Annotated in this window: 13 protein-coding genes and 2 riboswitches; of the genes, 7 read left to right on the plus strand and 6 right to left on the minus strand. The window is 67.1% G+C overall.

What is annotated here, in order from left to right:
* The first annotated feature begins 77 nt into the window (after positions 1-77).
* The 7 genes from CLM73_RS24280 (at position 78) to CLM73_RS24310 (ending at position 10,396) form a co-directional block, all read left to right on the plus strand.
* Positions 78-1,643 carry an ABC transporter substrate-binding protein gene (locus CLM73_RS24280; protein ID WP_056559034.1) on the plus strand — a complete coding sequence of 522 codons (1,566 nt, stop codon included), beginning with the start codon at positions 78-80 and terminating at the stop codon, positions 1,641-1,643.
* A 66-nt stretch (positions 1,644-1,709) separates the two neighbouring features.
* On the plus strand, positions 1,710-2,651 hold the full coding sequence (locus CLM73_RS24285) for an ABC transporter permease (RefSeq protein WP_105240597.1): 942 nt from the start codon (positions 1,710-1,712) through the stop codon (positions 2,649-2,651).
* A 10-nt stretch (positions 2,652-2,661) separates the two neighbouring features.
* Positions 2,662-3,567: an ABC transporter permease gene (locus CLM73_RS24290; protein ID WP_105240598.1), complete on the plus strand. Its 906-nt coding sequence runs from the start codon at positions 2,662-2,664 to the stop codon at positions 3,565-3,567.
* A gap of 5 nt (positions 3,568-3,572) precedes the next feature.
* The gene (locus CLM73_RS24295) at positions 3,573-5,270 is read left to right on the plus strand and encodes an ABC transporter ATP-binding protein (protein ID WP_105240599.1); all 1,698 of its coding nucleotides are present in this window, start codon (positions 3,573-3,575) and stop codon (positions 5,268-5,270) included.
* 27 nt (positions 5,271-5,297) lie between these two features.
* Complete coding sequence (locus tag CLM73_RS24300) at positions 5,298-6,707, plus strand: amidase (protein WP_105240600.1); 1,410 nt, start codon at positions 5,298-5,300, stop codon at positions 6,705-6,707.
* Between the two features lie 29 nt (positions 6,708-6,736).
* On the plus strand, positions 6,737-8,212 hold the full coding sequence (locus CLM73_RS24305) for a M81 family metallopeptidase (protein WP_105240601.1): 1,476 nt from the start codon (positions 6,737-6,739) through the stop codon (positions 8,210-8,212).
* 228 nt (positions 8,213-8,440) lie between these two features.
* A complete protein-coding gene (locus CLM73_RS24310) occupies positions 8,441-10,396 on the plus strand; it encodes a DUF945 family protein (RefSeq protein WP_105240602.1) in 1,956 nt (651 codons plus the stop codon).
* 136 nt (positions 10,397-10,532) lie between these two features.
* On the opposite strand, the gene gcvP is transcribed toward CLM73_RS24310, so the two are convergent.
* From gcvP to CLM73_RS24340, 6 genes are all read right to left on the minus strand, one after another.
* Complete coding sequence (gcvP, locus tag CLM73_RS24315) at positions 10,533-13,406, minus strand: aminomethyl-transferring glycine dehydrogenase (RefSeq protein WP_105240603.1); 2,874 nt, start codon at positions 13,404-13,406, stop codon at positions 10,533-10,535.
* A gap of 92 nt (positions 13,407-13,498) precedes the next feature.
* The gene (gcvH, locus tag CLM73_RS24320; protein WP_056559057.1) at positions 13,499-13,876 is read right to left on the minus strand and encodes a glycine cleavage system protein GcvH; all 378 of its coding nucleotides are present in this window, start codon (positions 13,874-13,876) and stop codon (positions 13,499-13,501) included.
* A gap of 98 nt (positions 13,877-13,974) precedes the next feature.
* On the minus strand, positions 13,975-15,075 hold the full coding sequence (gene gcvT / locus CLM73_RS24325) for a glycine cleavage system aminomethyltransferase GcvT (protein WP_105240604.1): 1,101 nt from the start codon (positions 15,073-15,075) through the stop codon (positions 13,975-13,977).
* Positions 15,076-15,161: 86 nt separating this feature from the next.
* Positions 15,162-15,284, minus strand: a riboswitch (glycine riboswitch).
* Between the two features lie 45 nt (positions 15,285-15,329).
* Positions 15,330-15,431: riboswitch (glycine riboswitch) on the minus strand.
* Positions 15,432-15,496: 65 nt separating this feature from the next.
* A complete protein-coding gene (locus CLM73_RS24330) occupies positions 15,497-16,390 on the minus strand; it encodes a ZIP family metal transporter (RefSeq protein WP_105240605.1) in 894 nt (297 codons plus the stop codon).
* A 30-nt stretch (positions 16,391-16,420) separates the two neighbouring features.
* Complete coding sequence (locus CLM73_RS24335; RefSeq protein ID WP_105240606.1) at positions 16,421-17,035, minus strand: superoxide dismutase; 615 nt, start codon at positions 17,033-17,035, stop codon at positions 16,421-16,423.
* Positions 17,036-17,198: 163 nt separating this feature from the next.
* Positions 17,199-18,401 carry an NAD(P)/FAD-dependent oxidoreductase gene (locus CLM73_RS24340; RefSeq protein WP_105240607.1) on the minus strand — a complete coding sequence of 401 codons (1,203 nt, stop codon included), beginning with the start codon at positions 18,399-18,401 and terminating at the stop codon, positions 17,199-17,201.
* Position 18,402: the final 1 nt, after the last annotated feature.

An 18,402-nucleotide genomic window follows, 5' to 3' on the forward strand; every position in this document is an offset into this window, starting at 1 on the left:
CTCGCGCGCCGCTTGAACGCGGCGCGTCAACGACGTAGCGGCCCACGCGCCGCTCACTACGCTTCAAGGGGAAATACATGCTCAAGTTTGTCCGAGCGGCCGCGCTGGCCGGCGTCACTCTCGCAATGGCTCACGGGGCCTATGCCGAGACCGTCATCAAGACGGTGATGCACTCGCCGCTGCGCCTGACCGATCCGCACGCCACCACCGCCTACATCACGACGTGGCACGGCTACATGATCTACGACACCTTGCTGGCCACCGATGCCGACAACAAGGTCCAGCCGCAGATGCTTGAGAAGTGGGAAGTCTCGCCCGACGGCAAGACCTACACCATGACGCTGCGCCCGGGTCAGAAATGGCATGACGGCCAGCCGGTGACTGCCGAGGATTGCGTGGCGTCGATCAAACGTTGGGCCGGCGGCGACGGCATGGGCCGCACGCTGCTCAAGTTCACCGACAAGATCGAAGTCATCGACGACAAGAGCTTTCGCATCGTCATGAAGGAACCCACGGACCTGGCGCTGCGCGCCCTGTCCAAGCCCACCGGCACCGCGCCGTTCATGATGCCCAAGCGCATCGCCGAACAGGCCATCGGCAAGCCCATCACCGACATGACCGGCTCCGGCCCGTTCAAGGTCGCGGAATTCAAGCCGGGCGTGAAGACCGTCTACGTCAAGAACGCCGACTACGTGCCGCGCAAGGAACCCGTCAGCGGCCTGGCCGGCGGCAAGGTCGTGCACGTCGACAAGGTCGAATGGGACGTGATGCCCGATGCGCTGACGACCGCCAACGCGCTGCTCGGCGGCGAGATCGATTTCGTCGAGCAGTTCCCGTACGACCTGCTGCCGATGATCGAAGGCAACCCGGACCTGAAGGAAGAGTCGCTCAGCCCGGTCGGCTACTTCACGATGTACCGCTTCAACTTCAAGTACCCGCCCTTCAACAACAAGAAGATCCGCCAGGCCGCCATGTACGCGATCGGCCAGGAAGACGTGATGAAGGCGCTGGTCGGCAATCCCAAGTACTGGAAGACCTGCGCCTCGCTGTGGGGCTGCGGCACGCCGCTGGAAAGCGATATCGGCAAGGACATGGTCGTCCCGTCGAACATCGAAAAGGCCAAGGCGCTGCTCAAGGAAGCGGGTTACGACAACACGCCCATCCTCGTCATGCACGCCACCGACGTGGGCACGCTGTCCGCGCAACCCGTCGTGATGGCCGCGGCGCTGCGCAAGGCGGGCTTCAACGTCAACCTGGCGGCGATGGACTGGCAAAGCGTGGCCACGCGCCGCGCCTCGAAGGCCGCGCCGGCCGAAGGCGGCTGGAACGTCCACAACACCAACTGGTACGCCACTGACGTCATGGACCCCGTGCGTTCCGCCCCCGCGGCCGCCAACGGCGACAACGCGTGGTTCGGCTGGCCCGAGTTCCCGCAGATCGAAGAACTGCGCACCAAGATGGCCTTGACTTCGGATCCGGCCGAGCAGAAGAAGATCTCCGAGGAAGTGCAGCGCATCGGCATCGACGAAGGCCTGTACGTGCCGCTGGGCCAGATGTCCGTGCCCACCGTCTACTCGACCAAGCTGTCGGGTTTGGTGCACGCGCCGGTCTTCGCGTTCTGGAACGTCAAAAAGGCCCCTTGATGGGCTCCGGGCCTGCGCGCCGCAGCATGCAGTCCGCGCAGGCCTAATTAGTACTGGGGGAATTACATGCTGGCATTTGTCTCACGCCGGCTCCTCGCGACCATCCCGGTTCTGGTGATGGTCGCGGTGGTGGTCTTTGCGATATTGCGTTTCAGCCCCGGGGATCCGGCCATCATCATGGCGGGCGATGGCGCCACGCCCGAACGTATCGTCCAGATACGGCAGACGATGGGCCTGGACCAGCCGGTGGTCAAACAGTTCTTCATCTGGGGCGGCAAGCTTCTGCAGGGCGACCTGGGCACCTCGCTCATGTCCGGCGTACCGGTCACCAAGCTCATTGCACAGCGCCTTGAACCGTCGATGAGCCTTGCCGTGCTCACGCTGGTCTTCACGCTGCTCGTCGCCATTCCGCTCGGGGTGCTGGCGGCATGGCGCCAAGGCAAGCTGCTGGATCGCGCCGTGATGGGCTTTTCGGTGCTGGGCTTTTCGGTGCCGGTCTTCGTCACCGGCTACCTGCTGATCTGGGCCTTCGCCATCAAGCTCGGCTGGTTCAACGTGCAGGGCTACACGCCGCTTGAGAAGGGATTCTGGCCGTTCCTGCATCGGCTCATCCTGCCCTCGCTCGCGCTGTCCACCGTGTATGTGGCGCTCATCGCGCGCATCACGCGCACCAGCGTCATCGAGGTCATGGGTGAGGACTTCATCCGCACCGCCCGCTCCAAGGGCCTGGGCGAAACCGGCGTGCTGCTCGGCCACGCGCTGCGCAATGCCGCCGTGCCCATCGCCACCGTCGTGGGCGTGGGCATCGCGCTCTTGATCAGCGGCGTCGTCGTCACCGAATCGGTCTTCAACATCCCGGGCCTCGGCCGGCTGGTGGTGGAAGCCGTGCTGGCACGCGACTACCCCGTCATCCAGGGCCTGACGCTTTTCTTCGCGTTCGTCTACGTGTTCATCAATCTGGTTGTCGATTGCGCCTACACGGTGTTCGACCCGCGTATCCGGTACTGACGCCATGAGCATGCAAACGCCAACCGACGCCGCCGCGCAGGCGGCCGCCGACCTCCCCGGAGGCGGCACGCCCCACATCACCGCCTGGCGGCAGATCCGCCAGGGACTCAAGAGCTGGCCCGTCATGCTCGCGCTGGTGGTGCTGGCGGCGATCGTCTTCATCGCCATTTTTGCGCCGCTGCTGGGCACGGTCGATCCCACCCTTTTGAATCCCGGTTCGCGCCTGAAGCAACCCTTCACCGACTACTTCCTGGGCACCGACGCGTTCGGGCGCGACGTGTGGTCGCGTGTGGCCTACGGCGCGCGCATCTCGCTGATCGCGGGCCTGGGCGCAGCCCTGGTCAGCGTGGCCCTCGGGCTGGTCATCGGCGTCATCGCCGGCTGGTTCCGGTCGCTGGACGGCCCCATCATGCGCACCATGGACGCCATCATGGCGATCCCCGGCATCCTGCTCGCGATCGCGCTGGTGTCGGTCACCGGCGCCAGCATCACGACCGTGCTCGTGGCCATCACCATTCCGGAAATCCCCCGGGTGGTGCGGCTGGTGCGCGGCCAGATCCTGAGCGTGCGCGGCGAACCCTATGTGGAGGCCGCGCTGGCGCTGGGCACGCCGCTGCCGTTGCTGCTGTGGCGGCACATGGTGCCCAGCACCATCGCGCCGCTGACCGTGCAAGGCACGTACGTCTTCGCGTCCGCCATGCTGACCGAGGCCATCCTGAGCTTCCTGGGCGCGGGCATCCCGCCCGAGATCGCGTCCTGGGGCAACATCATGTCCGAAGGCCGCATGTACTTCCGCATGCTGCCCGGCCTGATCCTGTTCCCCGGACTGTTCCTGTCGCTGACCGTGCTCAGCGTGAACATCCTGGGCGACGCCTTGCGCGACGCGCTGGACCCGAAAATGGTGCGCAGGATCTGATGCCGATGAACTATTCCCCCAATCCCCCCGCGGGCGATACCTCGTCCGCCATCCTGGCCATCCGCAACCTGTCGGTCGAAGTCGGCGGCGCGGGCAACCGCGTCGTGCGCAACCTGAGCCTGGACGTGCACGCCGGCGAAACGGTGTGCGTGGTGGGCGAGTCCGGTTCGGGCAAGTCCGTCACGTCGCTGGCCGTCATGGGCCTGTTGCCGCAAGGCATCCTGAACATCAGCGCCGGTTCCATCCGCGTCGAAGGCGAGGACGTCGCCACGGCCACGCAACGGCGCCTGCGCGAGCTGCGCGCCACGCGCATGGCCATGGTCTTTCAAGAGCCCATGACCGCGCTGAACCCGGTGCACACGGTGGGCAAGCAGGTCGACGAGGTGCTGCGCCTGCACCGCAAGAACATGTCGGCGGCCGAGCGCCGCGCCAAGGTGCTGGATATGTTCCAGTCCGTGCACCTGCCCGACATCGAACGCATCTACGACGCCTATCCGCACCAGCTCTCGGGCGGCCAGCGCCAGCGCATCGTCATCGCGATGGCGCTCATTCTGGAACCCAAGCTGCTGATCGCCGACGAGCCGACCACGGCGCTGGACGTCACCACGCAGAAGCAGATCCTGGCGCTCATCAAGGAGCTGCAGGTCAAGCACCAGACGGCCGTGCTGTTCATCACGCACGACTTCGGCGTGGTGGCCGAGATCGCGGACCGCATCGTCGTCATGAACCGCGGCGACCTGATCGAAAGCGGCACGCGCCACGAGATCCTGGCCGAGCCCAAGCAGTCCTACACGCGCCGCCTGGTGTCGTCGGTGCCTAGCCTGGTGCCGTCGCGCCGCGAACCGCCGACGGGCACGCCGGTGCTGCACGTCAAGGGGCTGGGCCGTACCTACGGCGGCAAAGGCTCGCTGTTTTCGCGCAAGGCGGCGCAGCACGTCATTGCCGCCACGGACGTCAATCTGACGCTGCGCAAGGGCGAGATCCTGGGCATCGTCGGTGAATCCGGGTCCGGCAAATCGACGGTGGCGCGCTGCATCGTGCGGCTCATCGAGCCCACGGCCGGCCACATGATGATGGGCGGCGAAGACCTGAGCACGCTGTCCGGCTCGGCGCTGCGGCCGGTGCGCCGCCGCATTCAGATCGTGTTCCAGGACCCGTACCGGTCATTGAACCCGCGGCGCACGGTGGGCGAATCCATCATCGAAGGCCTGCTGAACTTTGGCGTGGGCCGCGAACAGGCGCTCAAACGCGCCAGCGAGACGCTCAGCGTGGTGGGCCTGAGCCCCGATGCCATGCGGCGTTATCCGCACCAGTTTTCGGGCGGCCAGCGCCAGCGGATCTGCATCGCGCGCGCGCTGGTCATGGACCCGGAGATCCTCGTGGCCGACGAGGCCGTCTCGGCGCTGGACGTGTCCGTGCAGGCGCAGGTGCTGGAGCTGCTGGAACAGGTGCGCGAGCGCACGGGCGTGGGCGTGCTGTTCATTACCCACGACCTGCGCGTGGCCGCGCAGATCTGCGACACCATCATGGTGATGCAGCGCGGCCAGGTTGTGGAAACCGGGTCCGCCGAGACCGTGCTGACCGAACCGCGCCACCAATACACGCGGGCCCTGATCGACGCCGCCCCCGGCCGGGATTGGGACTTCCGCAACTTCCGGCCCATCGCGCCCGGCTTGTTGCCGTCCGCCACTTCGGCCGCCTGACGCCTTTTCCGACCCACTGGAACCGAGATGCCGCAACCGCATGAAATGTCCGCCCAGGAACTCCTTGAGGCGTATCGCAGCAAGACCCTGTCGCCCGTCGAGGCGACGCGGTCGGTGCTGGACCATATCGAGCGCTGGGAGCCCAGGCTGAAAGCCACCTACGCGCTGGATCCGGAAGGCGCGCTGGCCATGGCCCGCGTATCCGAGGCCCGCTGGATGAAGGGCGAGCCGCAGGCCTGCGGCGGGTATACGCTGGATGGCGTTCCCGCCACCATCAAGGAAAACATCGCCACGCGCGGCGTGCCCGTGCCGCTGGGCACCGCGGCCACCGACCTGACGCCTGCCGCCGCCGACGCCCCGCCCGCCGCGCGCATGCGCGAATCCGGCGCCGTGCTGCTGGGCAAGACCACGATGCCCGACTACGGCATGCTGTCGTCCGGGTTGTCCAGCTTTCACGACCTGACGCGCAATCCGTGGGACCTGACCAAGAATCCCGGCGGCTCCAGCGCGGGCGCCGGCGCGGCCGCCGCGGCCGGGTACGGTCCGCTGCACATCGGCACCGACATCGGCGGCTCGGTCCGCCTGCCGGCCGCGTGGTGCGGCATCGCAACGCTCAAGCCCAGCCTGGGCCGCATCCCGATCGATCCGCCTTTCATGGGCCGCTGCGCCGGTCCCATGACGCGCACCATCACCGACACGGCGCTGATGATGGGCGTGCTGTCGCAGCCCGACGCGCGCGACCACATGAGCCTGCCGTTTCAGGAGATCGACTGGCTGAACCTGGAACACGACGTGCGGGGCCTGCGCATCGGCCTGTTGCTGGACGCCGGCTGCGGACTGCCGCTGGATCCGGAGACCCGCGATGCGGTCGAAGCCGCCGCGCGCGCCTTCGAGGCGGCGGGCGCCATCGTCACGCCCATGCAGCCCTGGATGACGCCCGGCATGCTGGACGGCGTGGACCGCTTCTGGCGCACGCGCTCGGCCATCGACCTGGCAGCGCTGTCCGAGGAACGCCGCGCGAAGATCCTGCCCTTCATCCGCGCCTGGGCCGAAAGCGGCGGCGGGCATAGCGGCGAAGACGTCTTCCGCAGCTACTACGAAACGCTTAACGTGCGGGCGCGCACCGTCGCGGCCTGCGCGCCGTATGACTACGTGCTGTCGCCAGTGGCGCCGGTCGTGGCCTACAACGCTGAATGGCCCTCGCCCACCAACGAGGTCGCCACGACGATGCACCACATCGGGTTCACGCTGCCCTTCAACATGAGCGAGCAGCCCGCAGCTTCGGTCAATTGCGGCTACACGAAGGCGGGCCTGCCCATCGGCCTGCAGATCGCGGGCGCGCGCTTTGACGATCTGGGCGTGCTGCGCGTGGCCCGCGCATGGGAACGGATGCGCCCCGCGCAGCGCCCCTGGCCCCAGCCGCCCGCGGCACACTGACCTTCCACGGCAACCCACAGGAATTCCCCATGCGTTGGCTTCTGGCAATGATCAAGCACGAGACGAACACGTTTTCGCCCGTGCCCACCCCTCTTGAACGCTTCTTTCGCGGCAGCCCCGAGATTCTGGCCGGCGACCGCGCCATCAAGGCCTACGAGAACACCGACAGCGGCCTGGGCGGCTATATCGAGGTCGCCCGCCGCGAGGGCGCGGAAATCGTGCTGCCGGTCGCAGCCGAGTCCTGGCCCAGCGGCCCGGCCAGCGCGCAGACGCACGAGCGCCTGTGCACGCTGATCCTGGACGAGGTCAAGCGCGGAGGCTTTGACGCCATCCTGCTGGACCTGCACGGCGCGATGGTGGCCGAAGGTGTGGAGGACGCCGAGGGCGACCTGCTGCGCCGCCTGCGCGAGATCGATCCCAAGACGCCCGTTGCCGTGACGCTGGACATGCACGCCAACATCTACGACGACATCGTGCGCAACGCCACCGTCATCAGCGGCTTTCACACCTATCCGCACGTGGATATCCGCGATGCGGGCGTGCGCGCCGCGAATGTCATCGTCCGCACGCTCAAGGGCGAGATCAAGCCGGTGATGACCTGGGCCAACAAGCCCATGCTGCCGCACATCATGTGCCAGGGCACGCACGCCGCGCCCAACAAGCCCCTGCAGGAACGGTGCAAGGAACTTGAGGCCAGCGGCGTGCTGGCGGCGTCCGTCTTCGTGGGCTTTCCCCATGCGGACATCCGCGAAGCAGGCCTGAGCGCCGTCGTCTGTACCGACGGCAACCTGGCCGCCGCCGAGCAGCATCGCGACGAACTGCTGGACCGCGCGTGGAACGGCCGCGCCGACTGGGTGTTCCATTCGGAACCGCTGGCGCCCACCATCGCGCGCGCCAAGGCCATCGAACAAGGCCCGGTCGTGCTGCTGGACCACTACGACAACACGGGCTCAGGCGGCACGATGGACACGACGGCCGTGCTGGCCGAAGTGCTGCGCCAGGAACTGGAAAACGTCGTCTTCTACGCGATCTGCGACCCGCAGGCCGCAAAGGAAGCCGCCGCCGCGGGCGTGGGCAACACCATCACGATCAAACTGGGCGGCAAGCTGCCCATGCCGGCCATCAAGCAGCCCAGCGAACCACTTGAAGTCACCGGCCGCGTCAAACTGGTGTTCGACGGCGTCTACCTGAACCGCGGCCCGATGTACCGCGGCGTGCGCAACGACACCGGCCTGACGGTGGTCATCGACACCGGCCGCGTGGAGATCGTGGTCGTCTCGCGCCACCAGGAACCCTTCGACCTCAACTGCCTGCTGTCGGCCGGCATCGACCCGCTGCAAAAGCGCTACGTGGTCCTGAAGAGCCGCATCCACTGGCGCGCGGGCTTCTCGGACATGGCCACCGAGATCATCGAATGCACGGGCGTGGGCGTCACGACGTCCGACTACAGCCAGGTCGAGTTCAAGCACGTGCGCCGTCCGATTTATCCGCTCGATCCGCTCTGAGAACAGGCGTTTTGTCGACAAAAGCCGGCGCCCCGAGCGCCGGCTTTCATTTTGAAATCTTCGGTAACTGCGCGCGCGTTCAGTGGGACACGCGTCTCGGTATACTCCGCCGCGGGCCTGACAGGCCGATGAACACGCGTATCCCGGACGGTTCCGCTCGCACGGACGAGCGTGGCGCCATAAGCCGCTGCCGGATATGACTCGACAATCAACGATACAAGCAGAACGATGAAAAAGAGCGTAGCGATCACCCTGGGCGTGGTCATAGTGGGAGCGGGAAGCTGGGTCGGGGCCACGTGGTACACCGGCAAGCGCATCGAAGAGGACGCGCAGCGTCATCTGGCACAGGCCAACGAAAAACTCGCCAAGATCACGCCGCTGTTCGGCCTGCGCATCGATCAGATCAAGTACGAGCGCGGCCTGTTCTCGACGCAGGCGCGTTATGGCGTGTCGCTCGTCAAGAACGACAAGGGCCTGGACGACCTGCCCGCCGGCATGATCGAGTTCGACGCGAACATCGAGCACGGCCCCTTCCCCAAGAGCGCCCTGTCGCGCGGCGCCATTGCGCCGAAGCTGGCGTTCATCCACACCGAGCTCGCCAAGACGGACAACATCAAGCCCGTCTTCGAACTGACCAAGGACGTCTCTCCGCTGACGGGCGATGCCATCATCAGCTACAGCGGCAACGCCACGTCCACCGCCGCGATCGCACCGATCGTCGTCACGCATGACGGCAACGCGCTCGACTTCAGCGGCATGCGGATGGAAGGCACCTTCGACCGCGCCACGCAGGCCGTCACCGCGCACGGCGTGATGGACAAGCTGGCCGTCGACGGCACCAAGAGCCGCGACCCCGTCAAGATGACCATCGCGGGCCTGACCATGGACGTCGACAGCCGCATGGGCAAGTTCGGCATCTCCATGGGCAATTCGGACCTGAAGATCAAGCGCGTGGACGTGCTGCGTCCCACGGACGACATGAAGGTTGCGCTGGACAACTTCAGCTACGGCGTGAAGCTGTCCGAGGACGACAAGGCCATCAACGTGCAGGCCGCGTATCAGACTGGCGACCTGACGGTGAACGACGTGGTGCTGGGCAACGGCCAGGCCGTGATCAAGCTGGCCCAGCTGGACGGCCAGGCCGTCAAGCAGCTCTCCGACACCTACAACCAGCTCATGCGCCAGTACATGCTGGGCGCGAGCGACGAAGGCCTGAAGGACGAGCAGTTCGACGTCCTGCTGGATAACGCCGGCAAGCTGCTGGCGGGCAATCCGTCGTTCAGCATCGATCCGCTGAGCTGGAAGACCGCCAAGGGCGAAAGCAAGCTGACCTTCACGCTTGATCTGGCCAACCCGGCCAATGCCAAGGACCTGACCCCGCAGGAAATCGCGGTGCAGGCGATCAAGAAGATCGACGCTTCGCTGGTGATCTCCAAGCCCATGGTCAAGGACCTGATGGTTCAGTACGCCATCAAGACCGAAGGCGTGCCCGCCGAGAAGGCCGCGGCCGACGCCGACGAAAACATCCGCCAGATGGCCGGCATGGCCGAAATGATGAACGTGGGCAAAAACGACGGCGACAACATCGTCGGCAAGTTCACGTTTGCCGACGGCATGGGCGACCTGAACGGCCAGAAGATTCCCGCCGAAGAACTGTTCAGCGGCCTGCTGGGCGCGACCGGCATGAATGACCTGGACGAAGACGACGAGCTGTCCGGCATCGGCATGGATCCGGACGCCGAACCCTCCACCCCCGCACCGGTCGCGGGCGTCATGCAGGACTTCAACCTGGACGACATCGCCAGCATGCTGGACGACATGGGCTACACGGTCACCCGCAGCGACGGCACCGACGGCCCCGTGCTGGTCCTGAACCCGGGCACCACCGGCGCCACCGACCTGCGCCTGGAGTTCCTGTGCAACGACTTCACGGAAAAGTGCCTGGACCTGGTCGCGACCGCCACGTACGCCACCAAGAAGCCGATGACGCTCAAGGCCATCAACGCCTGGAACCAGGAATACCGCTGGAGCCGCGCCTACCTGGATGACAAGAACCAGGCCGTGCTGCAGATGGACATGAACGCCGAGGGCGGCCTGGGCAAGGACAACCTGCAGATCCTGCTCAACACGTTCATCAGCATCGCCGAAGACTTCGGCGCCGCGGCGAAGGCGCCCGCCAAATAAGCTGAACGACCGGCCTTGATCCAAGGCCTGGCCCCAAGCAAAAGCCCCCGCCTGCAAAGGACGGGGGCTTTTTTTACGCGCTGATCGCGATGATCGGGCGATGCGTCCGGCACAGGCCGGACGCGGGCGTGGCGCGTTACGCGTACGCTTCGATCGGCAGGCAGGCGCAGACCAGGTTGCGATCGCCGTAGGCGTTGTCCACGCGGGCGACCGGCGGCCAGTACTTGCCGTCGCGCAGCGTCGCCACCGGGTAGGCGGCCTGCTGGCGCGGATAGTCGTGCAGCCATTCCTCGGCCAGCAGCATCTGCGCGGTGTGCGGCGCGTTCTTCAGGACGTTGTCGTCGCGGTCGCGTTCGCCGCGTTCGACCTGGGCGATTTCTTCGCGGATGGCGATCATCGCGTCGATGAAGCGGTCCAGCTCGGCCACGCCTTCGGATTCCGTCGGCTCGACCATCAGCGTGCCCGCGACCGGGAAGCTCATGGTGGGCGCGTGGAAGCCGTAGTCCATCAGGCGCTTGGCGATGTCTTCGGCGCTGATGCCGCTGGTTTCCTTGAGCGGACGCACGTCCAGGATGCACTCGTGCGCCACGCGGCCGTTGCGGCCCGCGTACAGGACCTCGTAGTGGCCGCGCAGGCGGGTGGCAATGTAGTTGGCGTTCAGGATGGCGACTTCGGTGGCGCGGCGCAGGCCGTCCGCCCCCATCAGCGCGATGTACACGAACGGGATCGGCAGGATGCCGGCCGAGCCGAACGGGGCGGCCGAGACCGGGCCGACCTTCGCCTCGCCGGGCAACTTGCCCTGTTCGTTCACCACGCCCGGCAGGTAGGGCGCCAGGTGCGAGCGCACCGCCACGGGACCCACGCCGGGTCCGCCGCCGCCGTGCGGGATGCAGAACGTCTTGTGCAGGTTCAAGTGCGACACGTCCGAGCCGAACTTGCCGGGCTTGGCCACGCCGACCATGGCGTTCATGTTGGCGCCGTCCAGGTACACCTGGCCGCCGGCCTGGTGGACCAGATCGCAGATTTCGGTGACGGCTTCTTCGAACACGCCGTGCGTCGACGGGTACGTGATCATCAGCGCGGCCAGCTTGTCGCCGACCTGTTCGATCTTGGCGCGCAGGTCCGCGAGGTCCACGTTGCCGTTGGCGTCGGACGCCACCACCACCACGTCCATGCCGGCGAGCTGCGCCGAGGCGGGGTTGGTGCCGTGCGCCGACGACGGGATCAGGCAGATGTTGCGCTGGTGCTGGCCGTTGGCCTGGTGGTAGCCGCGAATGGCGAGCAGACCCGCGTATTCGCCCTGCGCGCCCGAGTTGGGCTGCAGGCTGATGTTGTCGTAGCCGGTGATTTCGCACAGGGCGGCGGACAGACGATCGATCAGTTCCACGTAGCCCTGGCTTTGCGAGGCCGGCGCGAACGGGTGGATCAGCGCGAATTCGGGCCAGGTGATGGGGATCATCTCGGCCGTGGCGTTCAGCTTCATGGTGCACGAACCCAGCGGGATCATCGTGCGGTCCAGCGCCAGATCCTTGTCGGCCAGCTTGCGCAGGTAGCGCAGCATGTCGGTTTCGGACTGGATGCTGGAGAAGATGGGGTGCTTCAGGATCGCGCTTTCGCGCGCGACCGCGGCGGGGATGCCGCTGGGAGCCGCGGCGTCGAGCGCGTCGATGTCCAGTTCGACGTCATCGCGCTCAAGACCGGCGGCGAAGACGTTGACCAGCGCTTCGAGGTCGGCCGCGGTGACGGTCTCGTCCAGCGAGATGGCCAGACGGGCGCCGTCGACGCGGCGCAGGTTGATGTGCGCGCAGTCGGCGGCCGTCAGGATGGCGGGCGTCGCGGCGCCGGTTTCCACCAGCAGCGTGTCGAAGAACGTGTCGTTGGCGACCTTGACGTCCAGCTTGATGAGCTCGGCGCGCAGGATGGCGGTGGCGCGCTGCACGCGCTCGGCAATGCGGCGGATGCCGGCGGGGCCGTGCCACACCGCGTACATGCCGGCCATCACGGCCAGCAGCACCTGCGCGGTGCAGATGTTGGAGGTGGCCTTTTCGCGGCGGATGTGCTGTTCGCGCGTCTGCAGCGCCAGGCGCAGCGCGGGATTGCCTTGCGCATCCTTGGACACGCCGACCAGGCGGCCGGCCATGTTGCGCTTGAAAGCGTCCTTGCAGGCCATGAAGCCGGCGTGCGGGCCGCCAAAGCCGAACGGCACGCCAAAGCGCTGGGCCGAACCGACGGCGATGTCGGCGCCCCACTCGCCCGGCGCGGCCAGCACGGCCAGCGCCAGCAGGTCGGTCGCGCAAGCAACCACGGCGCCTTGCGCGTGGGCGGCTTCAGCCAGCTTGCGGTAGTCGGACACCGAGCCCGTGCTGTGCGGGTATTGCAGCAGCACGCCAAAGCACTCGGGCAGGCCTTCGGCTTCGTCGCCGATGCGGATCTCGATGTCCAGGCCCTCGGCGCGCGTGCGCACGACTTCGATGGTCTGCGGATGCACGTGGCGCGAGATGAAGAACACCGGGCTCTTGGACTTGGCGCTGCGGCGCGCGAGCGTCATCGCTTCAGCGGCGGCGGTGCTTTCGTCAAGCAGCGAGGCGTTGGAGATGTCCAGCCCGGTCAGGTCGGCGACCATGGTCTGGTAATTGAGCAGGGCTTCGAGGCGGCCCTGCGAGATCTCGGGCTGGTAGGGCGTGTAGGCCGTGTACCAGGCGGGATTCTCAAGAATATTGCGCAACACCACGTTGGGCGTCTGCGTGCCGTAGTACCCCTGCCCGATGTAGCTGCGGTAGACCTTGTTGCGGCCCGCCACCTGCTTCAGTTCAGCCAGCACGTCGGCTTCGCTGCGCGACGCGGGCAGCGCCAGCGGCTCCTTGCTGCGGATCTTGGGGGGCACGACTTCTTCGATCAGGGCGTCCAGGCTGTCGCTGCCGATCACGGCAAGCATGGCGGCCTGGTCGGCGTCGGAGGGGCCGATGTGGCGGGGGATGAAGTCGGTATGGGTGTCTAGGGCGCGCGACATGGGGAGATCTCGGGGTAGCGGGTGTCGTCCTGCGAACGGACGGTATTGCGTCTGGCGAGGGAAGCGGCGCCGCCGCTCCCCCGCGTGCGGCATCAGCCGTTGGCGACGGCTTCGTAGCCGGCGGCGTCCAGCAGCTTGTCGGCGTCGGCGGCGTTGTCCGGCTTGATCTTGAAGATCCAGGCGGTGAAGGCCGATTCGTTGATCAGGTTGGGGTTGCTTTCCAGCTCTTCGTTGAAGGCAACGATTTCACCGGACACGGGCGCGTAGATGTCCGAGGCGGCCTTGACCGACTCGACCACGCCGGCGGTTTCGCCCGCGCTCAGCTTGGCGCCGACATTCACGTCGCCAACGAAGACCAGATCGCCCAGTTGCTCCTGGGCGGTGTCGGTAATGCCGACGACGAACACGTCGCCCTCGGCTTTGACCCATTCATGGGACTCGGTGTACTTGCGATCGGTGGGCAGACTCATGGGAACTCCTGAGGGAATGCGGGTAGATGAATGGTGTTGCGCGCCTCGCGCGGGCGGCCGTTGCCCGGATCGGGCCGGTGCACGCGCGAGGTTCGAGTTTACGAGTGTTCGACGGCTTTGCCGTTACGCACGAAAGGCAGCTTGCACGCCACGGCGGGCACCCACTTGCCGCGGATGTCGACCTCGACCGTATCGCCCGCGACCACGCCTTGCGGCAGGCGGGCAAAGCCGATCGACACGCCCAGCGTGGGCGACATGGTGCCGCTGGTCAGCTCGCCCACGCCCTGCGCGGTGCGCACGGCCATGTGCGCGCGCATGACGCCGCGTTCCTGCAGCTTCAGGCCGATGAAGGTGGCGGGCTTGGCGAATTGTTCGATCGCGTCGCGGCCGATGAAGCGGCGCTCGGCGTTCTTGCCGGACACGGTCCAGGTCAGGCCGGCTTCGCCGGGGTGCGTCAGTTCGTCCATGTCCTGGCCGTACAGGTTCATGCCGGCTTCCAGGCGCAGCGTGTCGCGCGCGCCCAGGCCTGCCGGACGCACGCCCTGGGCGATCAGGTCGCGCCACAGTTGCACGACTTCAGCAGCGGGCAGGACGATTTCAAAACCGTCTTCGCCGGTGTAGCCCGTGCGGGCGACCAGCGTGTCGTCGCCCACGCGGGCGGCGACGAAGGGGGTCAGCGGTTCGCTGGCGGCTTGCCAGGCCGGGCGGGCGGCCCAGACCTTGGCGCGGGCGTTGGGGCCCTGCACGGCCACCATGGCCAGATCGCGGCGCGGGGCGATGGTCACGTCGAACGCGCCGGCCTGCTTGACGCGCTGCATCCAGGCCACGTCCTTGTCGGCCGTGCCGGCGTTGACCACCACGCGCCATTCGTCGGCAGCGAAGAAATAGATGATGAGATCGTCGATGACGCCGCCCTGCGGGTTCAGCATGCAGCTGTAGAGCGCCTTGCCCGGCACCGTCAGCTTGGCGACGTCGTTGGCGACCAGGCGCTGCAGGAAGGCGAAGGCATCCGGGCCCGTCACATCGACGTTGAGCATGTGCGAGACGTCGAACATGCCGGCGTCCTGGCGCACGGCGTGGTGCTCTTCGAGCTGCGAACCGTAGGCCAGCGGCATATCCCAGCCGCCGAAATCGACCATGCGGGCGCCAGCGGCGATGTGTTCTTCGGCGAGCGGGGTGCGTTTGAGGGATGCGGACATGCGGGGGAACTCCGGGACGGCAGCGATGCCAGGGTTACGGAATGCCGCTGGTTGCGGGCGGACGGCGCCCGCGCAACGGCTGAATCTTCCGCCCCTCTGTCCTTTTGCCTGAGAGTTGCCCCGCGTGGCGGGTTTGCACCTTCGGCGCCTGGGCTGCTCGCAGTGTCCCTGTTTAGGGCGCGGCGCCAGGTCTCTCCAGAGTGCTGTTTTGCCGCGTCCGCATGGCCGGCAATGGCGGCAAATGCGGGACGGGACAAGCCTGCGCGGTATCGGTTACCTGAGCGATTCTGGGCGAATTGCGCCTTCGGCGGCGGCCGGGCTTGACGCCTTCGGCCGCTCTCTCCCGCAGCATGCGTGACAGCGCCGAAAGCATACAACGAAAGCCCGGGGTAAGCCTAGGCCTGTTGCACGCCCGCCGGCGCTATCCCAGCGCGGTATCCAGCAGCATCATCAGCACGAAACCGATCATCAGGCCGCAGGTGGCGTAGACCTCGTGCCCCTTGCGGTGCGATTCCGGAATGATCTCGTGGCTGATGACGAACAGCATGGCGCCCGCGGCAAAGCCCAGGCCCCACGGCAGGAGCGGCGCAGACCAGCCGACGACGGCGGCGCCCAGCACGGCGCCCACGGGCTCGATCAGCCCCGACAGCATGCCCAGCGCCACGGCAAATGTGCGCTTGTAGCCGGCCGCCAGCAGGGCCACCGCCACCACCAGCCCCTCGGGAATGTCCTGGATCGCAATGCCGGTCGCCAGTGCCGTGCCGCGCACGGGGTCGCCCGCCGCGTAGCCCACACCGATTGCCAGGCCCTCGGGCAGGTTGTGCAGCATGATCGCGAACACGAACAGCCAGGTCCGGCGCAGGCGGTGCGCCTCCATCCCTTCCCTGCCCTTGATGAAATGCTCGTGCGGCAGGATCCGGTCCATCAGCAACAGCACGGCTGCGCCCAACAGCAGGGCGGCGCCGACCGTCAGACCGGCGCCCCAGGGACCGTAGCCCAGCTCCTCGCCCGCGGCGATGCCCGGTGCGACCAGCGAAAACGCGCTGGCGGCCAGCATGACGCCGGCGCCAAAGCCGAACATGCTGTCCTGCGCTTTCTGGGGAATGGTGCGGGCAAAGAGAATGGGCAGCGTGCCCAGCGCGGTGGCGGCGGCCGCGACAAGCCCCCCCAGCAGCGCGTCGGCCACGTGCGGCGCCCGCACGTCCAGGTAAACCCAGAGCTGGTACAGGGCCAGGCAGGACACCATCACGGCCAGCGTCCAGACGCTGATGCTGGTGGCCGCCGGCCGCACGCGATGACGGCTGAAGGTATTCATATGCGGCTGCGCTCCTTTCGGGAGATGCGCTCAGCCCTTTGCCGCAGCGTAGCGGCGCGAGACCTCGGGCCAGTTCACCACGTTGTAGAAAGCGCCGATGTATTCCGGCCGGCGGTTCTGGTACTTCAGATAATAAGCGTGTTCCCAGACATCCAGGCCCAGGATCGGCGTGTTGCCTTCCATCAGGGGGCTGTCCTGGTTGGCGCTGCTCTCGACCACCAGCTTGCCGGCCGGCGTCACGCTCAGCCAGGCCCAGCCGCTGCCGAAGCGGGTCAGCGCCGCCTTGGTGAAGGCTTCCTTGAAGGCAGGCAGCCCGCCCAGCTCGGCGTCGATAGCCGCCGCCAGCGCGCCATCCGGCTCGCCGCCGCCCTGCGGCGACATGACGGACCAGAACAGGCTGTGATTGGCGTGGCCGCCGCCGTGGTTGCGCACGGCGCCGCGCACGGCTTCGGGCAATTCCTTGATGCGGGCGACGAGGGCTTCCACGGGTTCGTCCGTGGCGATGCCGGCGCCCTCCAGCGCGGTGTTCAGGCCGTTGACGTAGGTCTGGTGATGCTTGGTGTAGTGGATCTCCATCGTCATCGCGTCGATGTGAGGTTCCAGCGCGTCATAGGCGTACGGCAGGGGCGGAAGGGTGTAGGCCATGCGAGTCTCCGGCTGATCCGTCCCTGGCGGGACAGGCTTGATAAAGATCAAAACATAAATGATATGTATTTTTATTTGATATCACAATGCCGGATTGGCCGAAATGTGCCCGGGCGGGCGACTTCAAGACCTTGCTGATGTGCGGACGAAAACGGCCGGCGGCCTACAGCGCCTGCCCGCAGGCCACGCCCGACGCCCACGCCCACTGGAAGTTGTAGCCGCCCAGCCACCCCGTGACGTCCACGGCCTCGCCGATGAAGTACAGGCCCGGCGCGGCCTTGGCCTGCATGGACTTCTGGTCCAGGCCGCGCGTATCCACGCCGCCACGCATGACTTCGGCCTTTTTGTAGCCCGCCGTGCCGCTGGGCACGAGCGTCCACTGATGGATGTCCTGCGCCAGCCCGCGCAGCGTTTTGTCCGGCGCGTCGGCCAGGCGCAGCGCGGCCAGGCCCGGCTTGCCGCCCTGCTCGGCCAGATGCAGCCAGCGATCGGCCAGCCGCTTGGGCCACAGTCCGCCCAACACCGTGTGCAGCTGCTGGCGGTTGCCGGACTTGGACGCCAGCAGTTCCTGCGCCAGGTCGCGGCCCGGCGCCAGGTCGATCACGATGGGCTCGCCCGGCTTCCAGTAGCTGGAGATCTGCAGGATCGCCGGTCCCGACAGCCCGCGGTGCGTGAACAACAGGTCTTCCAGGAATTCGCCGCGCGCCTTGCCCTGCCCCGTCTGCAGGTTCACTTCAAGCGCCACGCCGGACAGCTCGGACAGCGGCTGCCACTGCGCCGGGTCGAAGGTCAGGGGCACGAGCGCGGGGCGCGGCTCGACGACCTTCAGGCCGAACTGGCGAGCGATCTTCAGGCCGAAGTCGGTGGCGCCCAGTTGCGGAATCGCCATGCCGCCGGTCGCGATGACCAGCTTGGCGGCCCGGATGACGCCCTGGCTGGTGCGCAGCTCGAAACCTTCGGCGCCATGCGCGACCTCGGCCACCGAACAGCCCATGCGCCACTGCACATTGCCCGCGTCGCACTCGGCGCGCAGCATGTCGATGATGTTTTCGCTGGAGTCGTCGCAGAACAGCTGGCCGCGATGTTTCTCGTGCCAGGCGATGCGGTGGCGCTTCATGAGCGCCAGGAAGTCCTGCGGCGTGTAGGCCGACAGCGCCGACCGGCAGAAATGGGGATTTTCAGACAGGAAATTGGCGGGCCCGGCCCCGATGTTCGTGAAGTTGCAGCGCCCGCCGCCCGAGATTCGGATCTTCTCGGCCAGGCGCTGCGCGTGGTCGACCAGCACCACGCGCAGGCCGCGCTGGCCCGCGACCGCCGCGCACATCATGCCCGCGGCGCCCGCGCCAAGCACTGCAACATCGAACATC

Origin of the sequence: Achromobacter spanius (genome assembly GCF_002966795.1) — a bacterium.
In the GTDB taxonomy this organism is placed as follows: domain Bacteria; phylum Pseudomonadota; class Gammaproteobacteria; order Burkholderiales; family Burkholderiaceae_B; genus Achromobacter; species Achromobacter spanius_D.